The sequence below is a fragment of the Sphingomonas dokdonensis genome (assembly GCF_002197685.1).
Lineage (GTDB): Bacteria > Pseudomonadota > Alphaproteobacteria > Sphingomonadales > Sphingomonadaceae > Sphingomonas > Sphingomonas dokdonensis.
Genome location: NZ_NBBI01000002.1, coordinates 428010 through 452086, shown reverse-complemented (window position 1 = coordinate 452086; position 24077 = coordinate 428010). Strand labels below are relative to the sequence as shown.

Genomic DNA, 24077 nt, shown 5'->3' with positions numbered 1-24077 from the left:
ATGGCCTGACACGTTGGTCAGGCTAACGCACCCGACTTACCTACTTCCCTTCCTCCCCAACCTGGGTCAATCTCCGCGCAAAGCTCGAAACAAGGGCGGGGAGAGGAAGAATGCGGATCGTGGTTGCGCTGCTCGCGGCAGCGGCGCTCGTGTCGTGCAAGGCCAATACCGGCGAAAGCGCCAGCGCCGCCGCGGATCGCTCAGCGACCACCGGCATCGGGCGCGTCGATGCCGCCCTGCTCACCACCGGCGGCGACGGCCGCGATTGGGCGATGACCGGCTACAACTACAGCGAACAGCGCTTCTCGCCGCTGACGCAGATCAACGCCGGCAACGTCAACCAGCTTGGCCTTGCCTGGTATGCCGACATGCCCGACGCACGCGGACAGGAGGCGACCCCCGTCGTGGTCGACGGCAAGATGTTCGTCACCGGGCCATGGTCCAAGGTCTTCGCCTTCGACGCCGCGACCGGCAAGAAATTGTGGGAGTTCGACCCCAAGGTCGATCCGCAAAAGGGCGTCCAGGCCTGCTGCGACGTGGTCAATCGCGGCGTCGCCGCGTGGAAGGGCCGCCTGTATGTCGGCACCATCGACGGCCGCCTGATCGCGCTCGACGCCGCCACCGGAACGCCTGACTGGTCAGTCCAGACCACCGACAATGCAAAGCCCTACACTATCACCGGCGCGCCGCGCGTGGTGAAGGGCATGGTGATGATCGGCAACGGCGGCGCGGAGTTCGGCGTGCGCGGCTATGTCACCGCCTATGATGCCGCGACCGGCGCAAAGAAATGGCGCTTCTACACCGTCCCCAACCCCACCGGCGCAAAGGATGGCGAGGCCAGCGACGCCGCGATGGCCAAGGTCGCGCCCACCTGGTCGAAGAACGGCCAGTGGAAGCAGTCGGGCGGCGGCGGCACCGTGTGGGACTCGATCGTCTATGACGCGGAGCTCGATCAGCTCTACCTCGGCGTCGGCAACGGCTCGCCCTGGAATCACGGCCTGCGCAGCGAGGGCCAGGGCGACAACCTGTTCCTCTCCTCGATTGTCGCGTTGAAGCCCGAAACGGGCGAATACGTCTGGCATTATCAGGAAACGCCCGGCGAGACGTGGGATTTCACCGCGACGCAGCCGATCAATCTCGCCACGCTAAACATCGGCGGGCAACAGCGCCGCGTGCTGATGCAGGCGCCCAAGAACGGCTTCTTCTACGTCATCGACCGCACGAACGGTAAGCTGATCAACGCCGGCCAGTTCATTCCGGGCGTCAACTGGGCGACCGGCTACGACATGAAGACCGGCCGCCCGATCGAAAACCCGGAATCGCGCTATTACAAGACGGGCAAGCCGTTCCTCGCGACGCCCAGTGCCATCGCCGCGCACAATTGGCAGCCGATGAGCTTCAACCCGAAGGTCGGCCTTGCGTTTATCCCCGCGCAGATCGTCGGTTCGGCCTATCTCAACCCATCCTCGCCGCTCGACGGGACGAAACCGATCGGCTTCAACGTCGGGCAGGATCTCGGCAATGCCATGTATCCACGCGACGCCGCGGCGGTGAAGCAGGCGATCGCCGGCGCCACCGGGCGCCTCGTCGCCTGGGATCCGGTCGCCAACAAGGCGCGCTGGACGGTGGATTATCCCACGCCCTGGAATGGCGGCACCATGACCACCGCGGGTAACCTCGTCTTCCAGGGCACGGCGCTCGGCGAATTCCGCGCGTACGCCGCCGATACCGGCAAGCAGCTGTTCTCCTATCCCGTCGGCACCGGCGTGATGGCCGGCGCCGCCACCTTCATGATCGGCAACGAACAATATGTCGCGGTGCTTGCCGGCCGCGGCGGCGCGCTGCCGCTGTCGATCGGCTATGCCATCGGCAAGGCGCGCGACGTGCCCAATCAGCCGCGGCTGCTCGTCTTCAAGCTCGGCGGCCAGGCGCAGATGCCCCCGCCTGCCCCGCCGCCCGCCATCGCGCCACCGCCCCTGCCCAAGAACACGGCCACGCCGCAGCAGGTGGCGCAGGGGCAAGCGCTCTACGGCCGCTATTGCCAGGTCTGCCACGGCGCGAGCGCGGGCGGCGGCGGCGTGCTGCCGAACCTGCAGCGCTCGGCCACCTTGGGTGATGCCGACACGTGGAAGGCGATCCTCATCGACGGCATGCTGAAGGACAAGGGCATGGTCAGCTTCGCCAAGGTGCTCACTCCCGAGCAGGCGCAGCTGATCCGCCTTTACGTCATCGACGAGGCGCATTGGGCGCAGAAGAACCTGAGCAACGGCGCGAAGACCGTGGCGCCGGCACCCGCCGCGCAGAAGTCGCCGGTGCCGACGGGCGTGCGGTAGCGCTCGCTCGTGGAACGCGCCGCGCGGACCGGTGCCGAAAGAACGGGCAGCACATCGCCGCTGCCCGCTTTTCAGGCATCGGTAACGGCGTGTTGCATGGCGAGTCGCCACCTTGCCCTCGGCGCCCCCGGCTGGCACGTTCGATGCAAGCACCAGTACCGGGGCGAGGGTTCTAACCAGGGGTGGGCGTTTCCGCGTGAAGAAGATCGAAGCGATCATCAAGCCGTTCAAGCTCGATGAAGTCAAAGAAGCGCTCCACGAAGTCGGCGTGTCAGGCATCACCGTCACCGAGGCCAAGGGGTTCGGCCGCCAGAAGGGCCATACCGAGCTCTATCGCGGCGCCGAATATGTCGTGGATTTCCTCCCCAAGGTGAAGCTGGAGGTCGTCGTGGAAGACAGCCTGGCCGAGCGGGTGGTGGAGGCGATCGCACAGGCCGCCCAGACCGGGCGGATCGGCGATGGCAAGATCTTCGTCATCCCCGTAGAGACGGCATTGCGCATCCGCACCGGTGAGCGCAACGACGACGCGATCTGATCTCGAACCCGTCAACCCGGCAGCGACCGGGATCGTCCCGTAACGACAAAAGACCCGGCGCCTGCCGGGGCGACGCAGAGGAATAGAGAGAACATGGCTACCACCGCCAACGACGTCATCAAGCGCATCAAGGACGAGGAGATCGAGTGGATCGACCTCCGCTTCACCGACCCCAAGGGCAAGTGGCAGCACCTCACCATGGTCGCCAGCGTGATGGGCGAGGACGAGTGGACCGACGGCCTGATGTTCGACGGTTCGTCGATCGAGGGTTGGAAGGCGATCAACGAGTCCGACATGATCCTGAAGCCGGATCTGGATGCGGTGTACACCGATCCCTTCTCGGCTACGCCGATGCTGATCGTGTTCTGCGACATTCTCGAGCCGTCGACCGGTGAGGGCTACACCCGCGATCCGCGCACCACGGCGAAGCGCGCCGAGGCCTATGTCGCCTCCATCGGCGTGGGCGACACCGTGTACGTCGGCCCGGAGGCCGAGTTCTTCATGTTCGACAACGTGCAGTTCGACACGAACTACGCCGAATCCTACTTCAAGATCGACGATATCGAGCTGCCGACCAATACGGGCCGCGAATATGAGGGCGGCAACCTCGCGCACCGTCCCCGCGCCAAGGGCGGCTATTTCCCCGTCGCGCCGGTCGACAGCGCCGTCGACATCCGCGGCGAGATGGTCTCGACCATGCTCGAAATGGGCCTGCCGTGCGACAAGCACCACCACGAGGTGGCCGCCGCGCAGCACGAACTGGGCCTCACCTTCGGCACGCTGACCACCACCGCCGATCGCATGCAGATCTACAAGTACGTCGTGCACCAGGTCGCCCATGCCTATGGCAAGTCGGCGACCTTCATGCCCAAGCCGATCAAGGAAGATAACGGCTCGGGCATGCACACCCACTTCTCGATCTGGGAAGGCAAGACGCCGCTGTTCGCGGGCAACGGCTATGCCGGGCTGTCGGAAACCTGCCTGTATTTCATCGGCGGCATCATCAAGCACGCCAAGGCGATCAACGCCTTCACCAACCCGACCACCAACAGCTACAAGCGGCTGGTGCCGGGTTACGAGGCGCCGGTGCTGCTGGCCTATTCCAGCCGCAACCGCTCGGCCTCGTGCCGCATCCCGTACGGCACGGGCGCCAAGTCGAAGCGCGTCGAGGTGCGCTTCCCCGATGCGATGGCGAACCCTTATCTCGCCTATGCCGCGCTGCTGATGGCGGGCCTCGACGGCATCCAGAACAAGATCCATCCGGGCGACGCGATGGACAAGAACCTGTACGATCTGCCCCCGGCAGAGCTCGCCGAAGTGCCGACCGTTGCGGCATCGCTACGCGAGGCGCTCGACAGCCTGCTGGCCGACCACGACTTCCTCTTGAAGGGCGACGTGTTCACCAAGGATCAGATCGAGGCCTATGTCGAGCTGAAGTGGGGCGAGGTCGCGCGTTGGGAAATGACGCCGAGCCCGGTTGAGTACGACATGTACTACAGCGCCTGAGCGGGCCGCGCCGGCACGCGCTGCGGCGGCCAACGGCCCGCCGCACAGGCGCTGCCGGCCGGCCTCGCCCAAGCGAGGACCGACGACGCGGCTTTGCCGCGGCGGGCCAAAATAAAGGGGCGTCCGGCACCAACGGGCGCCCCTTTCCATTCCGCAACGCTGGATTGCCGGCAACGCCCTCGACCCACGCCGCATGCCGGCTACAGTGCCGCCATGTTCAACGACACCACCACCCCGCTGTCACTCCTCGCCACGCGCCGCTCGGGCAAGCCGCGCGACCTCGCCGCACCTGGCCCCAGCGCCACCCAGCTCGCCGAAATGTGCGCCATCGCCTGCCGGACGCCCGACCATGGCAAGCTCGCGCCCTGGCGCTTCGTGATCGTCGCGCCCGAACAGCGCGCCGCCTTCGCCACATTGCTCCTCGACGCCTATCGCGCCGACCGTCCCGAGGCGAAGCGGCTGGAGCTGGAATCGATCGAGCAATTCGCCCACCAGGCACCCGCGCTGGTCGTCGCGCTATCCTCGCCGCGCACCGACAGCCAGATCCCGCTCTGGGAACAGGAGCTATCCGCCGGCGCCGCCTGCATGAACCTGCTCCATGCCGCGCATGCGATGGGCTTTGCCGGCGGCTGGCTCACCACGTGGGCGGCGTTCAACGACCGGGTGCGCGACGCGTTCGGCGCCGCGCCCGAGCGGATCGCCGGCTTCATGTTCATCGGCACGCCGTCACGCCCGCTGGAGGAACGCCCCCGCCCCAACCTCGCCACCACCGTCACCGCCTGGCGCGGCTGAACCGCTAGCTGCGCCCGGCAAACATGAAGGCGGCGGCACCGACCAGGCACGCGAAAGCGCCCGCGTGCCGCCAACTCAGTTGCTCGCCCAGCACCACCACGGCAAAGACGCCGAACACCAGGAGCGTGATCACCTCCTGCGTTACCTTGAGCTGACCGCCCGTCCAGCCGCTGGCGAACCCCAGCCGGTTGGCCGGCACGGCGAAGCAATATTCGACCAGCGCGATGGCCCAGCTCAGCAGGATGACGGTCGGCAGCGGCTTCGCCATCCCGCCCTTCAGATGCCAATACCAGGCGATCGTCATGAAGACGTTGGAGACGAGCAGCAGCGCGACAACAGGCATGGCGCGATCTAGGCGCACGCCCGCGCCGAAGGGAAGCCGAGATAGGCCGCCAACAGGCCGCCGGACCTGCGTCAGCGGCCGCCCGCGCTCCAGCCGATCAGCCCAGCCGGCCGCGCAGCTCCAGCATCGCGATCGCCGCTTCGGCCGCACCACCGCCCTTGTTGAGCTGCGCCGGGTCGGCACGGCGGATGGCCTGTTCCTCATTCTCGGTCGTCAGGATGCCGTTGCCGATCGCGATCCCGTCCATGGTCAGCGCCATGATCCCGCGCGCGCTCTCGTTCGACACGATCTCGAAATGATAGGTCTCGCCGCGGATCACCACGCCCAGCGCGACGAACCCGTCATAGCGCCCGGCATCGGCCGCCATCGCGATCGCACCCGGCACTTCCAGCGCGCCGGGCACCGTCACCACCTCGGCGCTATGCCCCGCCGCCTCGATCGCGGCCTGCGCGCCGGCGATCAGCATGTCGTTCAGGTGATCGTAGAAACGGGCCTCGACGATGAGAAAATGCGCCATCAATCTTCCTTTGAACTGCCACACACGGCCGGGCGGCTAGGCTCGTAGCGCGCCACGCAGCGCAGGCAAGCTGACCGTGCGGAGCAACGGGGCGAACGCACCGCGTCCGCCCTTCATCACATCACTCGCCGCGCGTACCCGGGATCGCGCGCTCGCCGACGATCGACAGGCCGTAGCCGTCGAGACCCACCAGCGTGTGGTGCGTGTTGGTGAGCAGCACCATCTCTTCGACGCCGAGGTCCGCCAGGATCTGCGCGCCCACGCCATAATCGCGCAGTTCCTCGACCTCGGGTGCGCCCGCGCCCTTGCCCTCGGCGCGCAGCTGCATGAAGCGCGAGACGACGCCCTTCATCGCGCGATTGATCACCACGATCACGCCCGCGCCTTCCTCCGCGATCATTTCCATCGAGGTGGAAAGCAGCCCGGCGCGCTCGGACGCTTCGCCGAACATGTCGACGAAGAAGCTGGCGGTATGCATCCGCACCAGCGTCGGCTTGGCGGGATCGATCTTGCCCTTCACCAGCGCGATCGTCTCGTCGCCGGTCGCCTTGTTGTGGAAGGTCAGCGCCTTCCACTGCCCGCCCCAGCGCGACTCGAACGTCATCTCCGCCTTTTTCTCGACCAGATGGTCGTGACGGCGGCGATAGGCGATCAGGTCACGGATCGTGCCGATCTTCAGGTTGTGGAGCTGCGCGAACGAGACGAGGTCGTCCATCCGCGACATCGTGCCATCCTCGTTCATGATCTCGCAGATCACGCCCGAGGGGTTGAGGCCCGCGAGCCGCGACACGTCCACCGCCGCCTCGGTATGGCCCGCGCGCACCAGCACGCCGCCGTCACGCGCGACCAGCGGGAAGACATGCCCCGGCGTCACGATCTCCTCACGGCCCTTCGACGAATCGATCGCCACCGCGATGGTGCGCGCGCGGTCGGCGGCGGAAATGCCGGTGGTCACGCCGTCGCGCGCCTCGATCGAGACGGTAAAGGCGGTCTCGTGGCGCGTGCCGTTGTGGCGGCTCATCAGGTCGAGGCCCAGCGCGTCGACGCGCGCCTTGGTCATGGCGAGGCAGATCAGCCCGCGCCCGTGCCGCGCCATGAAATTGATCTTCTCCGGCGTCGCCATCTGCGCCGGGATCACCAGATCGCCCTCGTTCTCGCGATCCTCGTCATCCACCAGGATGAACATGCGGCCGTTCTTCGCCTCGTCGATGATCTCTTCGGGGCTGGAGAGAAACGCGTGGCGCAGACGGGCGAGTTCAGCGGGCTTTTGCACGATAATGTTCCATCCGTTGGAGATAGCGGGCGAGCACATCGATCTCGATGTTGACGGCGCTGCCCGGCGCCAGATCCGAAAGCGTCGTCACCGCCTGGGTGTGCGGAATGATGTTGATCGCGAAATGCGTCGATCCGTCGTCGGCGTCGGTCACCTCGTTGACGGTCAGCGACACGCCATCCACCGTCACCGATCCCTTGGCCGCCAGAAACGGCGCCAGATCGCTGGAAACGCGAAAGCTGACGCGCTTCGAATCGCCATCGGGGCGGATGCCGATCACCTCGGCGATGCCGTCGACGTGGCCAGTCACGATATGCCCGCCCAGCTCGTCGCCCAGCTTCATCGCGCGTTCCAGGTTCAGCCGGCGCCCCTCGGTCCATTGGCCCTGGCCCGTGCGGTGCACCGTCTCGCCCGACACGTCGAACGCCAGCCAGTTCGGCCCCTTGTCGACCACCGTTAGGCAAACGCCCGAACAGGCGACCGAGGCGCCAAGGTCGATCTCAGGCGTGTCGTAGCTGGTACTGACCACCACGCGCGTATCCCCGCGCGTCTCCACGCGCGTGATATGCCCGACGTCGGTTATGATCCCGGTAAACATCGGACACGCTCGTAGACCTCGAGCCGGTCGCTGCCAAGCTGGCGCGTATCGGTGCAGGTCCAGCGACCATGCGCCGCATCCAGGCTACCCAGTCCGATGTCGCGGAGCGCCGGCCGCCCGCCGCCGATCAGGATCGGCGCGCGATACAGCACCAGGCGATCGACCAGATCTGCCGCAAGGAAGGCCGCCGCCGCGCCCGCGCCGCCCTCTACGAACAGATGGTCGCCGGAGAGCGTCGTGATCTCTTCCGGCGAAGTGATCCGCACCACGCCGTCGTCGTCCACCGCGCGCGTCGACATGACCACACGCACCGGTGCCCGCGCCTCCAGCCCGGCCAACCGCACGTCGAGTCGCGGCCGGTCGACATCCCATGTCCCACGCCCGACCAGGATCATGTCGTGCCGGCTGCGTTCCAGATGCACATGCGCCCGGGCGGCATCGCCGGTGATCCAGCGGCTTGCGCCATCCGCCATCGCGATACAGCCATCGAGCGAGGTGGCGAGCTTCAGCGTCACCTGCGGCCGCCCATGCGCCATCCGCCTGAGAAACCCTGCCATGGTCGCGCGCGCCTCGCCCGCGCGCACGCCCGTGACCGTCTCGATCCCGGCATCGGCGAGCCGCGCCAGTCCCTTGCCATTGGTCCGCGGATCGGGATCGCCCAGCGCGACCACGACGCGCGCCGGCTTGCTCGCCACCAGCAGATCCGCGCAGGCCGGCCCGCGCACGGAGCGATGCGCGCAGGGCTCCAGCGTCACATAGACGGTGGCCCCTGCCGCCTTCGCGCCCGCCTGTTCCAGCGCCATCGCCTCGGCATGCGGCCGCCCGCCCGGCTGCGTCCACCCGCGCCCTACGACCTTGCCGTCGTGCACGATCACGCAGCCGACCGACGGATTGGGGCTCGTCCGCCCCTGACCGCGCGACGCCAGCGCGAGCGCCGCGCCCATCCAGCGCGCGTGATCCGCGCCCGCCATCACGCGCGATCCTGGCTTACAGACCCCATTTGGTCATTTTGTCGTCCAGCTTCTTGAACGACGCGCGCAGCTCTTCCTGCCGGCGCTTCTGATCGTCGATCTGCTTCTGCTTGATCGGCGCATCGATCGCCTGCTGCGCGATGATCTCGGCATCGGTCCGATCCGCGCGCCATTGCTGCACATAGACGATCTCGGGCTTGTACACTTTTTCGACCTTTGAATCCTTTGCAAAGCCGATCAGGAGCAAGCCCGTCAGCACCACCGACAGGCAGAGAAAGACAAGTTCATGCTTCTGCCGCTGATGCAGGAATAGACGAAGGTCGCGTACGGCCTTGAACGGACTCATCCGGGCAAAGAATTGCATGGGCCCGATATAATGCAACCGACCCGTCGAAGCCAGCCCTCCGGCGGCTAAGGGTCGGCAACAACGCGGGAAAAGCGGCGCCACCTTTGCAGCGCCGCCCACCCGACCCTTCGCTCGTCTATGACTCGAGCCGGAAGCGCACGGTCAGTTCCTTGGTCGCTTCCATGGCGACGCCGTCGCGCGTTGCCGGCTGGAACCGCCATTTGGCCAGCGCGTGCAGACGCGTCGCGCGGCAGAATTCGTCGCTGGTGGCGCTGACGCAATCGGCGTCGAGCACGCGACCGTCGCGCCCGATCGTCACGCGCATGGTGACGACGCCTTCCCGCTCGGCACGGCGCTCACCCGGCGGATAGGTCGGCTGCATCTGGCGGGCAAAGCGGGGATCGGGCCGCGCCTCCACCAGCACCGGCGGCTTGGCCGGCTCCACCCGCGTCAGCTCGCCGACCGGCGGAAGCGGCGGCAACGGCAAGGGCGGCAGCGGGAGCGGTGTCACGACGAAAGCATCGCTCGCCGTCGTCGGCGCGATATTGGTGCTGGTGCTCGGCCGCTCGGGCAGCGTGCTGACCTTCTGGTCCTTGATCGCCGGCGGCGGCTCGATCGGTTCGGGTGGCGGTGGCGGATCGAGCGGGATGTTCTCGACGATCAGCGTGCCGCGCTGCTTGATCGCCTCGATCACCGGGGCGGAGAATATCAGCGCGCCGATCACGGCGGCGTTGATCGCGACGGCAACAACAAGGCTTCCGGCATTCACGCCGGACGGCCGGGCATTTCGGTCCGCGTACATGATCCTCTCCTATGGTTTTCTTGTTTCTTCTCCTTCCGAGCCTTCGCTCAGGCTGTGATGGTACCACATAACATATCGTGCGCAAGCGGCAGCGCGCGCCGCCGCCGTCAGGCGCCGCGCAGCCGCGCCAGCGCGCGGTCGCGCCCGATCAGCGGCAGCAGCGCCGCCATGTCCGGGCCATGATCGCGGCCCGTCAGTGCCTGGCGCAGCGGCAGGAACAACGCCTTACCCTTGCGCCCGGTCGAGCCCTTCAGCGCGCCCGTCAGCTGGTGCCACGGGTCGGCACCCCAGTCGATCGCCTCCGCCGCATCGGCTGCCAATGCCAGATACGCGCGGTCGTCATCGGAGAGTGCCGCCGGCGTGATCGGTCCTTCGATCACCTGCCACCAATCCTGCACTTCGGCGACCGTGGAAAGGTTGGGTCGCACCGCTTCCCACACCTCGGCCGTCACTCCGGCCGGCAGCCGATCGCGCACCGCCTCGTAGGGCAGCTGATGCACGATCCGCGCGTTGAGCTGCGCCAGTTCCGCCTCGTCGAAGCGTGCCGGCGCCCGCCCGAAACGGCCGAAATCGAACGTGGCGAGCAGCGGCGCCATCTCCACCACCGGCTCCACCGGATCGCTCGTCCCCAGCCGCGCCAGCAGCGCACGGATCGCCTGCGCCTCGATGCCCATCTCGCGCAGCTGGTCGACGCCCAGGCTCCCCAGCCGCTTGGACAGCTTGCCCTCGCTCCCGGTCAGCAGCGCAGCATGCGCGAAATGCGGCGGCGTGCTGCCCATCGCGGCGAACATCTGGATCTGCAGCGCGGTATTCGCGACGTGATCTTCGCCGCGCATCACGTGGCTGATGCCAAGATCGATGTCGTCGATCGCGGACGGCAGCATATAAAGCCACGATCCGTCCGCACGCCGGATCACCGGATCGCTCATCGTCTTTGGGTCGAACCGCTGGTGCCCGCGCACCAGATCGTCCCATTCGACCACCGCGTCATCGTCCAGGCGAAAGCGCCAGTGCGGCCGCACACCCTCGTTCTCCAGCCGCGCGCGATCCGCATCGCTCAGCTGCAACGCCGCGCGATCGTACACCGGCGGCAATCCCCGGCCGAGCTGGATCTTGCGCTTCAGGTCCAGCTCCTGGCTGGTGTCATACGCCGGATAGATCCGCCCGGCCGCGCGCAATTCCTCGAACCGCGTTTCGTACAGGCCAAACCGCTCCGACTGGCGCACCTCCGCGTCCGGCGTCAGGCCCAGCCACGCCAGATCCTCGCGGATCGCGTCCACGAACCGCTCCTCGCTCCGCTCCGCATCGGTATCGTCGATGCGCAGCACGAAGCGTCCGCCCTGGCCGCGCGCAAACATCCAGTTATGCAGCGCGGCGCGGATGTTGCCGACGTGCAGGCGGCCGGTCGGCGAAGGGGCGAAGCGGGTAACCACGGTCATGCCGCGCGCGTTAGGCCCGCCGCGGCCGAACCGCAAACTGTCTCACCATCCATGTCGCACGATTGCAACACGGGGCTTTCGCGCTAAGGGGGCGGCGCAGAAAGGGCGGGACGCTTATGAAACTGATGACCGGCAACTCGAACCTGCCACTGGCGCGCGACATTGCCTCCTATCTGGAGATCCCGTTGACGGAGGCGCTGGTGCGCCGCTTTGCCGACGAGGAAATCTTCGTCGAGATCATGGAGAATGTGCGCGGCGAGGACGTGTTCCTGATCCAGTCGACCAGCTATCCGGTCAACGACAATCTCATGGAGCTGCTGATCTGCATCGACGCGCTGAAGCGCGCGTCGGCCAAGCGCATCACCGCCGTCGTTCCTTATTTCGGCTATGCGCGGCAGGATCGAAAGCCCGGCCCCCGCACGCCGATCTCGGCCAAGCTGGTCGCCAACCTGATCACCACCGCCGGCGCCGATCGCGTTCTGTCGGTCGATCTGCACGCCGGCCAGATCCAGGGCTTCTTCGACATCCCGACCGACAATCTGTTCGCCGCCCCGGTCATGTCGGCGGACATTCTGGCGCGCTTCGGCTCCAAGAATCTGATGGTCGTCTCGCCCGACGTCGGCGGCGTGGTGCGCGCCCGTGCGCTGGCCAAGCGGCTCCACAACGCCCCGCTCGCGATTGTCGACAAGCGGCGTGAGCGCGCCGGCGAATCGGAAGTCATGAACATCATCGGCGATGTCGAGGGACGCTTCTGCATCCTCATCGACGACATCGTCGATTCGGCCGGCACCTTGTGCAACGCCGCCGCCGCGCTGCGCGAATCGGGCGCCGAGGATGTCGTCGCCTATGTCAGCCACGGTGTGCTGTCGGGCGGCGCGGTCGCGCGGGTCGAGGGCTCGGCGCTGCGCGAACTCGTCATCACCGATTCGATCGGCAATCAGGAGGCGATCGGCGATTCGGGCCGCATCCGCCACCTCACCATCGCGCCGCTGCTGGCGGAGGCCATGCGCCGCATTGCTGACGAGACCAGCGTCTCCTCGCTGTTCGACTGACACGATAAAGGCGCCGGCTCGACAGAGCGGCGCCCCATGCCGTCAGACCGGCAAGCCCGGCGTCGTGCAGCGACGCGGGCGAACCCGCGACCGCATCGTCAATCGTTGCCGAGCGCCACGATATGGTCGAACACCGCCGGGTGCAGCGGCTTGGTAAAGGCGCAGCCGTAGCGGTACTTGTCGCGCCACGCGACCACCGCCTCCAGCCCGGCCAGCCCCGGCAGCGTCAGCCACACGGTCGTGCCCGGCCATAGCGTGAAGCTGGTCTGCGCGCGAAATCCGGTGGTGGAAAGGTCGACCACTTCGATCTCGAAACGGGTGGTGCCGCGGTCGCGCAGGTGGGCGCGCATCTTGACTGCCTTGCGCAGTGCGCGACGGTTTTCGTCGCCGTCGGACGGGCTTGGGAGCGGAATGGCGTGATCCATGGCGAGGACTATCCGCCGCGAAGGTTACTTTTCCGCAAACGTCGGAACCGTTCCGGTCGGAGCGCGTACCCCCGCCCGGCCGCGCCGCTTCAACTCGGCCTTCAGCTCTTCCGGTTTGGGCGCGACGAGAAACCCGAAGCTTACCGTTCCCTCCTTGGTGTTCACCACATGGTGCAGCCGGTGCGCCTGGACGATCCGCTTCATATAGCTGGATTTGGGCAGAAAGCGCGTGCGCACCCGCTCATGCACGATCACGTCGTGAAACCCGAAGTAGATCGCGCCGTACGCCGCGATCCCGGCGCCGATCCAGGCATAGCCTGGCCACCAGCCCCCCTGCACGCCGCCATAGATCAGCACGATCGACGGCACGGCAAAGATCACGCCATACAGATCGTTCAGCTCGAATCGCCCGGTACGTGGACGATGATGGCTTTCGTGCAGGAACCAGCCCGGCCCATGCATCACCCAGCGGTGCATCACATAGGCGAACGCCTCCATCCCGGCGACGGTAAGGAGAAACAGGAAAAGGCCGGACCAGATCGACATGCGTCCCCCATATAGCCATCGTGCGCGCGCGTCGCTACGGCGCACCGCGTTATGACAGACGCATTCGATCCCGAACGGCGCACCGCTGCGCTCGAGTCCAAGGCCTGGCCCTATGAGGAAGCGCGAAAGCTCCTGAAGCGCTGGCCGGAGGGGAAGCCCGACGGGGAACCGATGCTGTTCGAAACCGGCTACGGCCCCTCGGGCCTGCCGCATATCGGCACCTTCCAGGAAGTGCTGCGCACCACCATGGTGCGCCGCGCCTATGAGGAAATGACCGGCCGCCCGACCCGGCTGGTGGCGTTCAGCGACGACATGGACGGCCTGCGCAAGGTGCCGGACAATGTGCCGAACAAGGAGCTGCTGACGGCGAACCTCGGCAAGCCGCTGTCGCGCATCCCCGATCCGTTCGGCAAGTTCGACAGCTTCGCCGCGCACAACAACGCCATGCTGCGCGACTTTCTCGATCGCTTCGGCTTCGAATACGAGTTCGTCTCGTCGACCGATTATTACACTGCCGGCCGCTTCGATGAGCCGCTGCGCAACGTCCTGCGTAACTACGACAAGATCATGGCCGTCATGCTGCCGACGCTACGCGCCGAGCGGCAGGCGACCTATTCGCCCGTCCTGCCGATCAGCGAAAAGTCCGGCATCGTGCTCCAGGTGCCCGTTGAGGTGGTCGACGCCGAGGCGGGCATTATCCGCTTCGAGGATGAGGGCGAAACGGTCGAACAGTCGATCCTCGGCGGCAAGGCGAAGCTCCAGTGGAAGCCCGATTGGGGCATGCGCTGGGCCGCGCTTGGCGTCGATTACGAGATGTACGGCAAGGACCTGATCGATTCGGGCGTGCTCGGCGGCAAGATCGCGCAGGTGCTCGGCGGGCGCCGGCCCGAGGGGCTGATCTACGAGCTGTTCCTTGATGCCAAGGGCGAGAAGATCTCCAAGTCGAAGGGCAACGGCCTTTCGATCGAGGAATGGCTCACCTACGGCCCCGACGAAAGCCTCGCCTTCTACATCTATCGCGAACCGAAGAAGGCCAAGTCGCTCCACCTCGGCCTGATTCCGCGTGCGGTGGACGATTACTGGCAGTTCCGCGCCAATTATCCGGCGCAGGGCTGGAAGGAGAAGCTCGGCAACCCCGTCCACCACATCCACAATGGCGACGTGCCGGCGGCAACGCTGCCGGTGACGTTCGGCCTGCTGCTGAACCTCGTCGGCGTGATGGGCGAAGGCGCCACGAACGAGCAGGTCTGGGGCTACCTCGGCAATTACCTCCCCGATGCGAACGCCGCGGCTCATCCGGAGCTCGACCGGATGATCGGCTACGCCCTCTCCTATCACCGCGATTTCATCGCTCCCACGCTGAAGCGCCGCGCGCCCGAGGGCGTCGAGGTGGCCGCGCTCGAACGGCTCGATGCCGATCTCGCTACCCTGGGCGAGGACGCCTCGGCCGAGGACATCCAGAACGCGGTCTATGAGATCGGCAAGACCGGCGGCTTCGCGGAGCTGCGCGACTGGTTCAAGGCGCTCTACGAAACGCTGCTCGGCTCCAGCCAGGGGCCGCGCATGGGCAGCTTCATCAGGCTGTACGGCGTCGCCAACACCCGCCGCCTCCTCGCCGAGGCACTGGCGGCAAAGTAACCCGGATCGACCGGCGCCCCCTTCCCCGCGGGAGGTTGGCGCCGGCCACCCCGATCCGCTACCCTCCCGCGCATGTGCAACGAGGCCGCCCGCCGCATCGCCCTTGGCGAATTGCGCACCGATTGGGACGAGACGCGCATCCCGCTCGTCTTTCCCGAGGGCGCGCCCAACATGGCGCCGCTCGACAGCATCCGCATCACCGATCCGACGATCATCATCCGCGGCGTCGATGGCCGCGCGGATGAGGCGGAATGCGTCACCCGCCGCTGGAGCTGGCCTGGCACCGGCGGCCGCCCGGTGTACAATTTCCGCTCGGACGGACGCGACCTGCGGGCCGGCCGCTGCCTGATCCCGGTCGACAGCTTCTTTGAATTCACCAAGCCGGCCGATCCCAAGGCCAGGCGCAAGGACAAATGGGCCTTCCGCCTTATCGGCCACGACTGGTTCTGCATCGCTGGCCTGTGGCGCAAGGACGCAACCGTCGGCGAGGCCTTCACCATGCTCACCTGCGAGCCCGGCCCCGACATCGCGCCCTATCACTCGCGCCAGGTGGTCGTGCTCGGCCGCGACCGCTGGGCCGAGTGGCTCGACCCGTCCGTGCCCTCCGGCGATCTATGCCAGCCGCTTGCCGCTGGCAGCCTCTCCGTCACGCAGGTCCGCTGATGCGCCGCTTCTTCTCCCCCGATCAGCTCCGTCACGCTCCTGCGCAGGAGCTGCACAACGGCGCCTTCACCGCCTATGCCGAAAAGCCCGCCCGCGCGGCGATGATCCTCGCGGCCATCGGCGGCGCGGAGGAACCGGAGGATCGCGGCGAGGCCCCGATCCGGGCGGTTCACGACGCCGACTACCTCCAGTTCCTGCAGGACGCGCCCGCCGCCTGGGCTGCCGCCGGCCGCCCGGGCGACGCGCTCCCCTACGCCTTCCCGATCGTCGGCCGCCGCCCGCTCCGCCTCGATCGCATCGACGCATTGATGGGTCGCTACGCCTTCGACGCGACCACCCCGCTCACCCCGAAGACCTGGGCCAGCGCCTATGGCAGCGCACAGTCCGCGCTCGCCGCCACCCACGCCGTGCTCGCCGGCGACCGCACCGCCTTTGCGCTCTGCCGCCCGCCCGGCCACCATGCCGGCGCCGATTACTTCGGCGGATATTGCCACCTCAACGTCGCCGCCATCGCCGCCCAGGCCGCGCGCGATGCGGGGCACGAGCGCGTCGCGATCCTCGACATCGATTATCATCACGGCAACGGCACGCAGGACATCTTCTGGCAACGCAGCGACGTCTTCTACGCCAGCGTCCACGCCGATCCCGCGACCGATTACCCCTTCTACTGGGGCCATGCCGACGAAATCGGTGAAGGCGCCGGCGAAGGCGCGACGCTCAACCTCCCGTTGCCACACGGCACGAAGGCGGACGCCTTCCGCGCCGCACAGGCAATTGCGCTAGACGCCATCGCCCGCTTCCGCGCCACCTTCCTGGTAGTCAGCTACGGCGCGGATACATGGGAAGGCGACCCAATCAGCAAATTCGCGCTGACCACCCCCGACTACGCCGTGCTCGCCCGCGACATCGCCAGCCTCGGCCTGCCGACCGCCATCGTCATGGAAGGCGGCTACGCCATCGACGCGCTCGGCGCCAACGTCGCCAGCTTCCTCAGCGGCTTCTGAGACAGCCTTCAGATAAAGGTGCACACCCGGGGAAGGCGGGTCCAGCTACGGAACAGCGCCGGCAAAAATCACCAGCCTGCACCAACGCCTTCCCACCTGCCCCCCGGGGCGCGCGACACCTCTACGAAGCGCATAGCGTCATGCCGGGCTAGTCCCGGCATCCACCGCGCCGCAGACCTTAAACTAGCGAGTCTGTGGTAAAGTGAATCCCGGCACGAGGTAGTTCACCGGACCATGCGGTAAATACACAAAGGTCTCGCAAGCGTCAGGGAGCCGCTCACGAGACTAATCAGACAAGCGCGTCTTCGCCTAAATCCAGTCCCACCCGCTCACTCCGGCTCGATCGCATCCACCGGCCGCAGGTTGCGCTGGCTCGCCGCCACCGCCTCCACCCGCTCCATCACGCGCAGCACGTTGCCCTGCGACAAATTGGCGAGCTCCGCGTCGCTCCACCCGCGCCGCGCCAGCTCGGCGAACAGCCGCGGATAGCCGTCGACGCCGCCCATATCCTCGGGCGCGGTGCCGCCGATGCCGTCATAATCGCCGCCGATCCCCACCGCACCCTTGCCGGCCACCTTGGCGATATGCTCGACATGGTCCGCCACCGTCGCCGCCGTCACGCGCGGCATCGGGTGTTCCGCATCCCACGCGACCAGCGGCGCGGGTGACTTGGCGCCATAGGCATCGGTCGCCAACCCCCGCGCCTTGCCGAACTTGGTGCGCGCCTGGTCCCACGCACGCCACTCGGCCGATAGGAAGGCGGGGTACAGGTTCACCATCACCACGCCGCCCGCCGCGCCGATCCGGCGCAGCAGATCGTCGGGAATGTTGCGCGGCACGTCGGCGATCGCGCGCGCGGAGGAATGCGAGGCGATCACCGGCGCCTTCGAAATGTCCAGCACCGCCGCCATGGTCGTGTCCGCCACGTGGCTCACGTCGACGATCATGCCAATTCGGTTCATCTCGGCCACCACATCGCGGCCAAAGGCGCTAAGTCCGCCGGCACGCGGCGCATCGGTGGAGGAATCGGCCCAGTCCAGGCTCTTGCCATGCGTCAGCGTCATATAGCCGACACCCAGCGCCTTCATCTGGCGCAACACCGAAAGCCGACCGTCGATCTGATGCCCGCCCTCGATCCCGATCATCGATGCGATCCTGCCGTCCTTCTGCGCGCGGCGCACGTCGGCGGCGCTCGTCACCAGCGCGAATGCCTTGGGGTTGGCCGCCACCACGCGGCGCACCACGTCGATTTGCTCCAGCGTCATCTCAACCGCGCGCGGCCCCGTGATGGTCGCTGGGATCCACACCGACCAGAACTGGCCACCCACCCCGCCCGCACGCAGCCGCGGAATATCCGTCTGAAGCGGGTACGGCAGCGCCGCGGTGTTCTTGGTCAGGTCGACGTCCTCGACCTTCGCCTCGTGCTGATCGCGAATCTCCCATGCCAGATCGTTGTGCCCGTCGATGATCGGCGCGCGCTCCAGCAACCGGGTGATCCGCGCAGGCACGGCGGGTGCCGGCGCGGCGGCGGCTTGGGCGGCGAGCAGGATGGCGAGCAGGGACATGGCAACTCCGTAGAAACACAGCCTGTCGAGGAACTTACCATCAGGCCGGGGGTTGTGATCTGGCTCGCGTGGGACCGAGCGTCGCAAACGTCTTGCAAAGCTGTCGCCGGCGCAAGCGTCAACCTGGCTCTGCCGCATTTTTGCGTCGGGGCCGATTGCTGTTGAGGAGAAGATAGGGTAGCACAAAACGGAAACGAACAAGATGAACGACAGAATGATCTCGATCACGCCGTCTGGCTGGAAAGACGTAACACAGATTAGTTTTCCGGCATCCCACAACGGTATATGGTTCGGGCCGGGAGATGGAGTAGTTTCGGTGGACGACGACAAGGAATATTATTACAGGCGCGCCGAGTATGAGCTCGAGATGGCCCAGCGAACCGAAGTACCCGAAGCGGTGAAGGCGCATTATACTTTAGCCGGTTATTACCTCGACAAAGTGTACAATGACGAAGCGAACGCCGCCGCGCCCTCGCTCCCGTAATCACCCGATCACCCCTTCCAGCGTCGCCATCGATGGCGAGGTGTGGCTGAAGCCACGGGCAGCCCCATCATTGCCGTTTGCAAAGCCTCCCGCATGCGGCGGTTGGAACCGCCAAGCCTGCCGGGCCTGACCCAGCCGATCCAGCCCACCACCCCGGCGAAGGCCGGGGCCCAGTTGCGCACCAAAAATGGCAGCCACGCAGGCCGCCACGACCGAATGACCGGTACGTCGCTCGCGTCGTCGCAAAGGCGGCCTCTACGGGCCAGAGCCAAACGGCAACGACGCTTCCACACGACCAAAGGCGACAGGCCGGGCCGTCGCACGCGGCGCCCCCTCGATCAGCCGTCCTTGCGCCCCTCGATCAGCCACGGCCGCGGCCGCCCGGTCGGCTTCGCCTTCCCGTCCAGCCGCACGGCGCGCTTCACATACACCGGCTTCAGCAGCAGCGTGCCCTTCATTCGTTCACCCGTCGGCTGCGCGAGGATGCGCTTCACCACATTCTGCCCCGCGACCACCCGGCCGAACGCGGCATAGCCGGGATTGTCCGGCTTCCAGTCCATCCACGGCATCGGGCCGACGGCGATGAACCAATTGCCGTTGGCGGATCCGGGCTCGCCGCGCCGCGCCATGGAAATGGTCATGTCGAGGTGCTTGATCCCGGTCTTCTTGGTCGATTCATGCGGGATCATGTCGAGGAAGCGGCGCGCGTCGGTGCGGATGCCCGATTGGATGAAGCCGAGCGACGGCGCGTTCTTCTGCCGCGCGGAACGATAGAAACTGATCCCGTCGAAGCGGCCGTCGTCGACATATTTCATGAAATTGGCGGTGGTCGCCGGGGCGCGCTTCGCGTCGAGCGCGAGGACGATGTTGCCCAGCGCCGTTTCCAGCCGCACCCGAACATAGCCGGGCGTCGCGCGATCAGCGCGCTGCGCGGCGGCGGGCAGCGCCGCCAGCAGCGCCACGATCATCAGAAAATACCGCATCATGCGCCGCTTAGCCGCTCGCACCGCACCGCACCACTCCCCTGCGCCACGCCGTCCTCGCAGCAGGGTCACCCGCACGTCCGACCGCAAAAACCACGAGCCAGAAAAGAGAAGCGCCAGAAATGAGAAGAGGTTGCCGGATAGCCCACCAAGGCTATCCGACAACCCCTAAACATGGTCAGCGGCCGGAGAGCTCCAGCCCGGGAGACCATGCAGGCCTCTGAACGCTACAGTGCCCGGCGTTGTCTGGAGGACAATACCCCCCGCCGAACCGCTACAGCCTCAGAAGCGCGTCCCCCGAACGAACTGAACCGACCCCATTGCTGAACCATGAGACATCGGATCACCTCCTTTCGCTGGTTGATAACAGTCGTGACCGCGTCGGCCACATCCGCAATCTGAGTCCTTTCCGACGCGGAAACAAGACTTGTTTTGCAGGCAAGTTTGAACGAACATCCGCGCCCCGCCGATGATCCGCCAGGGCGCGTTCGATCAGCCGCGGCAATCCTCGATCACCCGGCCGATCTCGGCATAAGGCGGCACCACCAGCGTCGGCGCGCCGCGCTGCTCGATCGCCACGCGCCCGCGGCTGAACGCCATCGCATCGAGCAGCGGCTCGCGCGCCGCGAACACGGCCTCGGCCGCGCCTGCGGCGGCCTGAACCGGCACGGCGCGCGTCGCGCTGCTGGTGCGGATCGTCATGGCGCCCGCAGCAGCGCCAGGCCGCGACAGGATCACCCGCCGCGCGGCCAAGTCGCAGCGCAGCGACAGCGTCGCCGCTCCCCCGCCCTGCGCGAAGGTCGCGCGCGTGCCGCCCGCCTCGCGCGCATAGCGCCACGTGCCCGGCGTCAGCGGCCAGTCCTGCCAGTCACCCGCGAGCGGCGCCGGCTTGGGTGCCGGCGGTGGCGGCGGCAGGACGGGGGTCGGCGGCGGCGGGGCTTCCACCGGCGGCGCGACGCAACTCGCCATCAGGAACGGAAGAAGGAGGGCGGTCGCAGGCAAAAGACGCATGGCTCACCCTAGCCCGCACTCGCGCCCCGGCTCAACCGGAACCGGCGCGCGGGACCATCGGTTCAACCGAAAGACGATCAGCGCAAAGAGAGACAGCAATGAGCACAGCCGACACCCCGACCACCCTCGCCCTGATCGAAGCGACGCTTGTCTCGACGGTAAAGGTCGAAAGCCGGGATGGCGACAAGATCGGCGTGGTGCAGTCCTTCCTCACCCACAAGGTCAGCGGCCGGGTCACCCACGCCGTGCTCAGCCTCGGCGGGTTCTTGGGGATGGGCAAAAGCTATTACCCCCTGCCCTTCTCGCTCCTTCAGTTCGACGCGGTGCGCGACCTCTACGTCGTCACCATCGACCGCCGCATGCTCGAAGGCGGCCCGAGCTGGGCGAACAACGCGCCTCATTTCGACCAGGCCTATGCCGATCGCGTCGCGGGCTATTATGGCGTCGGCGGCGAAGACCTGACGCTCCGCTGAGGCATTTCAGCCCTGCCTGACGCCCGGCTCCTGGCGCCGCTTGCGAATGCGGGCGGCGAGCCGTGCGACGCCCGCCACCACGCTGGCGACGAGGCAGCCGAACCAGCCGAAGAACACCGCAAATGACGCGCCGCCACCTTGGTACGGGCGCGTATCGGTATAAACGGTCCACGCCCACCCAGCCGCGGTCAGTAGCGCGAGGACCACCCAGCCTGCCCGCGTCGGCCGCCCGCACAGGATCAGGAATGGCACCAGCGTCGGCCCGGCGATCAGCGCGACCTGCGACACCAGCAGCCCCGCGTTCTCAAAATAACCCGCAACGGCAATAACGACGGCGGCGGTCGCCAGCGCATAAGCGGCGGCCCACCCGACGAACCGCCGTTTCTGCATCACCGCCGCTTCGCCATCCGCATCTGCTGCTGCTTGCCGAAGCGCGTCTTGCGCGTGCCCGGCTTGCCCTCGTTGCTGCGCCCCATCAGCGGCGCTTTCTGCTCGTGCACCGGCAGCCCCAGCTCCTCCTGCTCCAGGTTGCGGATCTCGTCGCGCAGGCGGCCAGCCTCCTCGAACTCGAGGTCCGCCGCGGCCTTGCGCATCTTCTTTTCCAGCTCCTCGATATAGGCGCGCAGATTGTGGCCCACCATGTGCGGGCGTTCCTCGTCACCGGTATCGATCAGCACGCCATCCTTGTTCGACACATGCGCGATGATGTCGCCGATGTTGCGCTTGATAGTGGTCGGCGTGATGCCGTGTTCGAGGTTGTACGCTTCCTGCTTCTCGCGGCGCCGCGCGGTTTCGTTCATCGCCCGCTCCATCGAGCCGGTGATGCGATCGGCGTAGAGGATCACGCGCCCGTCGACGTTGCGCGCCGCGCGCCCGATCGTCTGGATCAGCGAAGTTTCGGAGCGCAGGAAGCCCTCCTTGTCGGCATCCATGATGCACACCAGCCCGCATTCGGGAATGTCGAGCCCCTCGCGCAGCAGGTTGATGCCGATCAGCACGTCGTACACGCCCAACCGCAGGTCGCGGATCAGCTCGATACGCTCCAGCGTCTCGACGTCGGAGTGCATGTAGCGGACCTTCACGCCCGCCTCGTGCATATACTCGGTCAGATCCTCCGCCATCCGCTTGGTCAGCGTGGTGACGAGCGTGCGATAGCCCAGCTCCGCCGTCTTGCGGCACTCGACGATGCAATCCTGCACCTGCTCCTCGACCGGCTTTATCTCGACCGGCGGGTCGATCAGCCCGGTGGGGCGGATCACCTGCTCGGCAAAGACGCCGCCGGTCTGTTCCATCTCCCACCCGCCCGGCGTCGCCGAGACGCTGACGGTCTGCGGGCGCATCGCATCCCATTCGTTGAAGCGCAGCGGGCGATTGTCGATGCAGCTCGGCAGACGAAAGCCGTATTCCGCCAGCGTGATCTTCCGCCGGTGGTCGCCGCGCGCCATCGCGCCGATCTGCGGCACCGTCTGGTGGCTTTCGTCGACGAACAGCATCGCGTTCTCGGGCAGATATTCGAACAAGGTGGGCGGCGGCTCGCCCGGCAGGCGGCCAGTGAGGAAGCGGCTGTAATTCTCGATGCCGTTGCAGCTGCCCGTCGCGGCGATCATCTCCAGATCGAAATTGGTGCGCTGCTCCAGCCGCTGATGCTCCAGCAGCTTGCCCTCCGCCTCCAGCTCCTTCAGCCGCTCGGTCAATTCATGCCGGATCGCCTCGCTCGCCTGCTTCATCGTCGGCCCGGGCGTCACGTAATGCGAGTTCGCATAGATCCGCACCGAGTTCATGCTCGCCGCCTTTTTGCCGGTCAGCGGGTCGAACTCCACGATCTCCTCGATGTCGTCACCGAAGAAGCTGATCCGCCACGCCGCATCCTCGAGGTGGCTGGGGAAGATCTCCAGATTGTCGCCCTTCACCCGAAAATTGCCGCGCTGGAACGCCGCATCGTTGCGCTTGTATTGCAGCGCGACGAGCTTGCGCACGATCTCGCGCTGGTCGACGCTCTGCCCCTTCTTCAGGTCAAAGATCATCGCCGAGTACGTCTCGACCGATCCGATACCGTAGAGGCACGAGACCGATGCGACGATCAGCACGTCGTCGCGCTCCAGCAAAGACCGCGTCGCCGAATGGCGCATCCGGTCGATCGCCTCGTTCACCGAGCTTTCCTTCTCGATGTACGTGTCCGACCGGGGCACATAGGCCTCGGGCTGGTAATAATCGTAGTAGCTGACGAAATATTCGACCGCGTTCTCGGGAAAGAAGCTCTTGAACTCGCCATAGAGCTGCGCCGCCAGGATCTTGTTCGGCGCCAGGATCAGCGCCGGGCGCTGCATTTCCTCGATCACCTTCGCCATGGTGAACGTCTTGCCCGATCCAGTGACGCCGAGGAGCACCTGATCCTTCTCGCCCGCCTTCGCCGCCGCCACCAGCTCCGCGATCGCAGTCGGCTGGTCGCCCGCCGGCTGATAGTCGGACACCAGTTTGAACGGCTTGCCGCCTTCCACCTTGGCGGGGCGCTGCGGACGGTGCGGCACGAAATCCTTGCCGGTCTCGGGTTCGGCAAGCGTGGTTCGGATCTGGATCGCCATGGCCGTGAATATGGGGGCGCGGGCGGCGGAACGGAAGGGCAACGAGCGCGCAAAGGCCGCGACCATGCGTTGCACTCGCGCCACCCCGCTCCTACTTGCGCGAACACTTGGGCCGATCACGCTCTGCCTTTTCCTTACGGAACGGCGGCAGGGCGCGGTCGGCTATTCGGCCTGCGAACTTTTCTTGCTTGCGGCA

General features: G+C 66.7%; 25 protein-coding genes. 10 read left to right on the top strand and 15 right to left on the bottom strand.

Annotation, left to right across the window (positions count from 1 at the left end; translation table 11 throughout):
* Positions 1-110: 110 nt before the first annotated feature.
* From SPDO_RS07045 to SPDO_RS07030, 4 genes are all read left to right on the top strand, one after another.
* Entirely contained in the window at positions 111-2333 is a 2223-nt protein-coding gene (locus SPDO_RS07045; protein WP_088366752.1) for a PQQ-dependent dehydrogenase, methanol/ethanol family, read from the top strand.
* A gap of 196 nt (positions 2334-2529) precedes the next feature.
* Positions 2530-2868: a P-II family nitrogen regulator gene (locus tag SPDO_RS07040; RefSeq protein WP_088366751.1), complete on the top strand. Its 339-nt coding sequence runs from the start codon at positions 2530-2532 to the stop codon at positions 2866-2868.
* Positions 2869-2961: 93 nt separating this feature from the next.
* A complete protein-coding gene (gene glnA, locus SPDO_RS07035; RefSeq protein WP_088366750.1) occupies positions 2962-4374 on the top strand; it encodes a type I glutamate--ammonia ligase in 1413 nt (470 codons plus the stop codon).
* A gap of 213 nt (positions 4375-4587) precedes the next feature.
* On the top strand, positions 4588-5166 hold the full coding sequence (locus SPDO_RS07030; RefSeq protein WP_088366749.1) for a nitroreductase family protein: 579 nt from the start codon (positions 4588-4590) through the stop codon (positions 5164-5166).
* A 4-nt stretch (positions 5167-5170) separates the two neighbouring features.
* Here SPDO_RS07030 and SPDO_RS07025 read toward each other — a convergent pair whose 3' ends face one another.
* The 8 genes from SPDO_RS07025 to gltX all read right to left on the bottom strand — a co-directional run bounded on the left by SPDO_RS07025 (position 5171) and on the right by gltX (position 11455).
* Entirely contained in the window at positions 5171-5509 is a 339-nt protein-coding gene (locus SPDO_RS07025; RefSeq protein ID WP_088366748.1) for a DMT family protein, read from the bottom strand.
* Between the two features lie 97 nt (positions 5510-5606).
* Positions 5607-6026, bottom strand: coding sequence for a 6,7-dimethyl-8-ribityllumazine synthase (ribH, locus tag SPDO_RS07020; RefSeq protein ID WP_088366747.1), 420 nt, complete (start codon positions 6024-6026; stop codon positions 5607-5609).
* 121 nt (positions 6027-6147) lie between these two features.
* Positions 6148-7338: a 3,4-dihydroxy-2-butanone-4-phosphate synthase gene (gene ribB / locus SPDO_RS07015; RefSeq protein ID WP_088366746.1), complete on the bottom strand. Its 1191-nt coding sequence runs from the start codon at positions 7336-7338 to the stop codon at positions 6148-6150.
* Positions 7283-7897 carry a riboflavin synthase gene (locus tag SPDO_RS07010; protein ID WP_088366745.1) on the bottom strand — a complete coding sequence of 205 codons (615 nt, stop codon included), beginning with the start codon at positions 7895-7897 and terminating at the stop codon, positions 7283-7285. The genes ribB and SPDO_RS07010 overlap by 56 nt, the downstream gene beginning before the upstream one ends.
* The gene (ribD, locus tag SPDO_RS07005; RefSeq protein ID WP_088367027.1) at positions 7879-8841 is read right to left on the bottom strand and encodes a bifunctional diaminohydroxyphosphoribosylaminopyrimidine deaminase/5-amino-6-(5-phosphoribosylamino)uracil reductase RibD; all 963 of its coding nucleotides are present in this window, start codon (positions 8839-8841) and stop codon (positions 7879-7881) included. The genes SPDO_RS07010 and ribD overlap by 19 nt, the downstream gene beginning before the upstream one ends.
* 43 nt (positions 8842-8884) lie before the next feature.
* Positions 8885-9232 carry a hypothetical protein gene (locus SPDO_RS07000; protein ID WP_088366744.1) on the bottom strand — a complete coding sequence of 116 codons (348 nt, stop codon included), beginning with the start codon at positions 9230-9232 and terminating at the stop codon, positions 8885-8887.
* 118 nt (positions 9233-9350) lie between these two features.
* A complete protein-coding gene (locus SPDO_RS06995) occupies positions 9351-10016 on the bottom strand; it encodes an energy transducer TonB (RefSeq protein WP_088366743.1) in 666 nt (221 codons plus the stop codon).
* Between the two features lie 107 nt (positions 10017-10123).
* On the bottom strand, positions 10124-11455 hold the full coding sequence (gene gltX, locus SPDO_RS06990) for a glutamate--tRNA ligase (RefSeq protein ID WP_088366742.1): 1332 nt from the start codon (positions 11453-11455) through the stop codon (positions 10124-10126).
* Positions 11456-11571: 116 nt separating this feature from the next.
* On the opposite strand from gltX, the gene SPDO_RS06985 reads away from it, so the two are divergent.
* Positions 11572-12507 carry a ribose-phosphate pyrophosphokinase gene (locus SPDO_RS06985; RefSeq protein ID WP_088366741.1) on the top strand — a complete coding sequence of 312 codons (936 nt, stop codon included), beginning with the start codon at positions 11572-11574 and terminating at the stop codon, positions 12505-12507.
* A gap of 98 nt (positions 12508-12605) precedes the next feature.
* Here SPDO_RS06985 and SPDO_RS06980 read toward each other — a convergent pair whose 3' ends face one another.
* Positions 12606-12932 (bottom strand): pilus assembly protein PilZ, encoded by a 327-nt coding sequence (locus SPDO_RS06980; protein ID WP_088366740.1) that lies wholly within the window; start codon positions 12930-12932, stop codon positions 12606-12608.
* A gap of 24 nt (positions 12933-12956) precedes the next feature.
* Entirely contained in the window at positions 12957-13478 is a 522-nt protein-coding gene (locus SPDO_RS06975; protein ID WP_088366739.1) for a sterol desaturase family protein, read from the bottom strand.
* A 51-nt stretch (positions 13479-13529) separates the two neighbouring features.
* Here SPDO_RS06975 and SPDO_RS06970 point away from each other — a divergent pair, with 51 nt between their 5' ends.
* From SPDO_RS06970 to SPDO_RS06960, 3 genes are all read left to right on the top strand, one after another.
* Positions 13530-15116 (top strand): lysine--tRNA ligase, encoded by a 1587-nt coding sequence (locus tag SPDO_RS06970; protein WP_088366738.1) that lies wholly within the window; start codon positions 13530-13532, stop codon positions 15114-15116.
* Positions 15117-15188: 72 nt separating this feature from the next.
* On the top strand, positions 15189-15779 hold the full coding sequence (locus SPDO_RS06965) for an SOS response-associated peptidase family protein (RefSeq protein WP_088366737.1): 591 nt from the start codon (positions 15189-15191) through the stop codon (positions 15777-15779).
* Complete coding sequence (locus SPDO_RS06960; protein WP_088366736.1) at positions 15779-16783, top strand: histone deacetylase family protein; 1005 nt, start codon at positions 15779-15781, stop codon at positions 16781-16783. The genes SPDO_RS06965 and SPDO_RS06960 overlap by 1 nt, the downstream gene beginning before the upstream one ends.
* A 329-nt stretch (positions 16784-17112) precedes the next feature.
* Here SPDO_RS06960 and SPDO_RS06955 read toward each other — a convergent pair whose 3' ends face one another.
* Complete coding sequence (locus SPDO_RS06955; protein ID WP_088366735.1) at positions 17113-18348, bottom strand: dipeptidase; 1236 nt, start codon at positions 18346-18348, stop codon at positions 17113-17115.
* A 316-nt stretch (positions 18349-18664) separates the two neighbouring features.
* On the opposite strand from SPDO_RS06955, the gene SPDO_RS16930 reads away from it, so the two are divergent.
* Entirely contained in the window at positions 18665-18832 is a 168-nt protein-coding gene (locus SPDO_RS16930) for a hypothetical protein (protein ID WP_169716240.1), read from the top strand.
* Between the two features lie 338 nt (positions 18833-19170).
* Here SPDO_RS16930 and SPDO_RS06950 read toward each other — a convergent pair whose 3' ends face one another.
* The gene (locus SPDO_RS06950; RefSeq protein ID WP_088367026.1) at positions 19171-19815 is read right to left on the bottom strand and encodes a peptidylprolyl isomerase; all 645 of its coding nucleotides are present in this window, start codon (positions 19813-19815) and stop codon (positions 19171-19173) included.
* Between the two features lie 492 nt (positions 19816-20307).
* Positions 20308-20826 carry a hypothetical protein gene (locus SPDO_RS06945; protein WP_088366734.1) on the bottom strand — a complete coding sequence of 173 codons (519 nt, stop codon included), beginning with the start codon at positions 20824-20826 and terminating at the stop codon, positions 20308-20310.
* A 98-nt stretch (positions 20827-20924) separates the two neighbouring features.
* On the opposite strand from SPDO_RS06945, the gene SPDO_RS06940 reads away from it, so the two are divergent.
* Positions 20925-21299: a PRC-barrel domain-containing protein gene (locus tag SPDO_RS06940; RefSeq protein ID WP_088366733.1), complete on the top strand. Its 375-nt coding sequence runs from the start codon at positions 20925-20927 to the stop codon at positions 21297-21299.
* A 6-nt stretch (positions 21300-21305) separates the two neighbouring features.
* Here the strand turns inward: SPDO_RS06940 and SPDO_RS06935 are convergent, their stop codons facing one another.
* Both SPDO_RS06935 and uvrB read right to left on the bottom strand, forming a co-directional pair.
* The gene (locus SPDO_RS06935; protein WP_143559603.1) at positions 21306-21692 is read right to left on the bottom strand and encodes a hypothetical protein; all 387 of its coding nucleotides are present in this window, start codon (positions 21690-21692) and stop codon (positions 21306-21308) included.
* The gene (gene uvrB, locus SPDO_RS06930) at positions 21689-23881 is read right to left on the bottom strand and encodes an excinuclease ABC subunit UvrB (protein WP_088367025.1); all 2193 of its coding nucleotides are present in this window, start codon (positions 23879-23881) and stop codon (positions 21689-21691) included. Before uvrB ends, SPDO_RS06935 begins: the two co-directional genes overlap by 4 nt.
* Between the last annotated feature and the right edge of the window lie 196 nt (positions 23882-24077).

Bases quoted from the DNA above. Each gene is read 5' to 3' on its own strand.
- SPDO_RS06950 (WP_088367026.1), bottom strand. From the start codon at position 19,815: ATGCGGTATTTTCTGATGATCGTGGCGCTGCTGGCGGCGCTGCCCGCC.
- SPDO_RS07025 (WP_088366748.1), bottom strand. From the start codon at position 5,509: ATGCCTGTTGTCGCGCTGCTGCTCGTCTCCAACGTCTTCATGACGATC.
- SPDO_RS06940 (WP_088366733.1), top strand. From the start codon at position 20,925: ATGAGCACAGCCGACACCCCGACCACCCTCGCCCTGATCGAAGCGACG.
- SPDO_RS06985 (WP_088366741.1), top strand. From the start codon at position 11,572: ATGAAACTGATGACCGGCAACTCGAACCTGCCACTGGCGCGCGACATT.
- SPDO_RS06995 (WP_088366743.1), bottom strand. From the start codon at position 10,016: ATGTACGCGGACCGAAATGCCCGGCCGTCCGGCGTGAATGCCGGAAGC.
- SPDO_RS07000 (WP_088366744.1), bottom strand. From the start codon at position 9,232: ATGCAATTCTTTGCCCGGATGAGTCCGTTCAAGGCCGTACGCGACCTT.
- gltX (WP_088366742.1), bottom strand. From the start codon at position 11,455: ATGACCGTGGTTACCCGCTTCGCCCCTTCGCCGACCGGCCGCCTGCAC.
- SPDO_RS07030 (WP_088366749.1), top strand. From the start codon at position 4,588: ATGTTCAACGACACCACCACCCCGCTGTCACTCCTCGCCACGCGCCGC.
- SPDO_RS06970 (WP_088366738.1), top strand. From the start codon at position 13,530: ATGACAGACGCATTCGATCCCGAACGGCGCACCGCTGCGCTCGAGTCC.
- SPDO_RS07045 (WP_088366752.1), top strand. From the start codon at position 111: ATGCGGATCGTGGTTGCGCTGCTCGCGGCAGCGGCGCTCGTGTCGTGC.
- SPDO_RS06960 (WP_088366736.1), top strand. From the start codon at position 15,779: ATGCGCCGCTTCTTCTCCCCCGATCAGCTCCGTCACGCTCCTGCGCAG.
- ribD (WP_088367027.1), bottom strand. From the start codon at position 8,841: ATGGGCGCGGCGCTCGCGCTGGCGTCGCGCGGTCAGGGGCGGACGAGC.
- SPDO_RS06980 (WP_088366740.1), bottom strand. From the start codon at position 12,932: ATGGATCACGCCATTCCGCTCCCAAGCCCGTCCGACGGCGACGAAAAC.
- SPDO_RS07010 (WP_088366745.1), bottom strand. From the start codon at position 7,897: ATGTTTACCGGGATCATAACCGACGTCGGGCATATCACGCGCGTGGAG.
- ribB (WP_088366746.1), bottom strand. From the start codon at position 7,338: ATGTGCTCGCCCGCTATCTCCAACGGATGGAACATTATCGTGCAAAAG.
- SPDO_RS06975 (WP_088366739.1), bottom strand. From the start codon at position 13,478: ATGTCGATCTGGTCCGGCCTTTTCCTGTTTCTCCTTACCGTCGCCGGG.
- glnA (WP_088366750.1), top strand. From the start codon at position 2,962: ATGGCTACCACCGCCAACGACGTCATCAAGCGCATCAAGGACGAGGAG.
- uvrB (WP_088367025.1), bottom strand. From the start codon at position 23,881: ATGGCGATCCAGATCCGAACCACGCTTGCCGAACCCGAGACCGGCAAG.
- SPDO_RS06955 (WP_088366735.1), bottom strand. From the start codon at position 18,348: ATGTCCCTGCTCGCCATCCTGCTCGCCGCCCAAGCCGCCGCCGCGCCG.
- ribH (WP_088366747.1), bottom strand. From the start codon at position 6,026: ATGGCGCATTTTCTCATCGTCGAGGCCCGTTTCTACGATCACCTGAAC.
- SPDO_RS06965 (WP_088366737.1), top strand. From the start codon at position 15,189: ATGTGCAACGAGGCCGCCCGCCGCATCGCCCTTGGCGAATTGCGCACC.
- SPDO_RS06945 (WP_088366734.1), bottom strand. From the start codon at position 20,826: ATGCGTCTTTTGCCTGCGACCGCCCTCCTTCTTCCGTTCCTGATGGCG.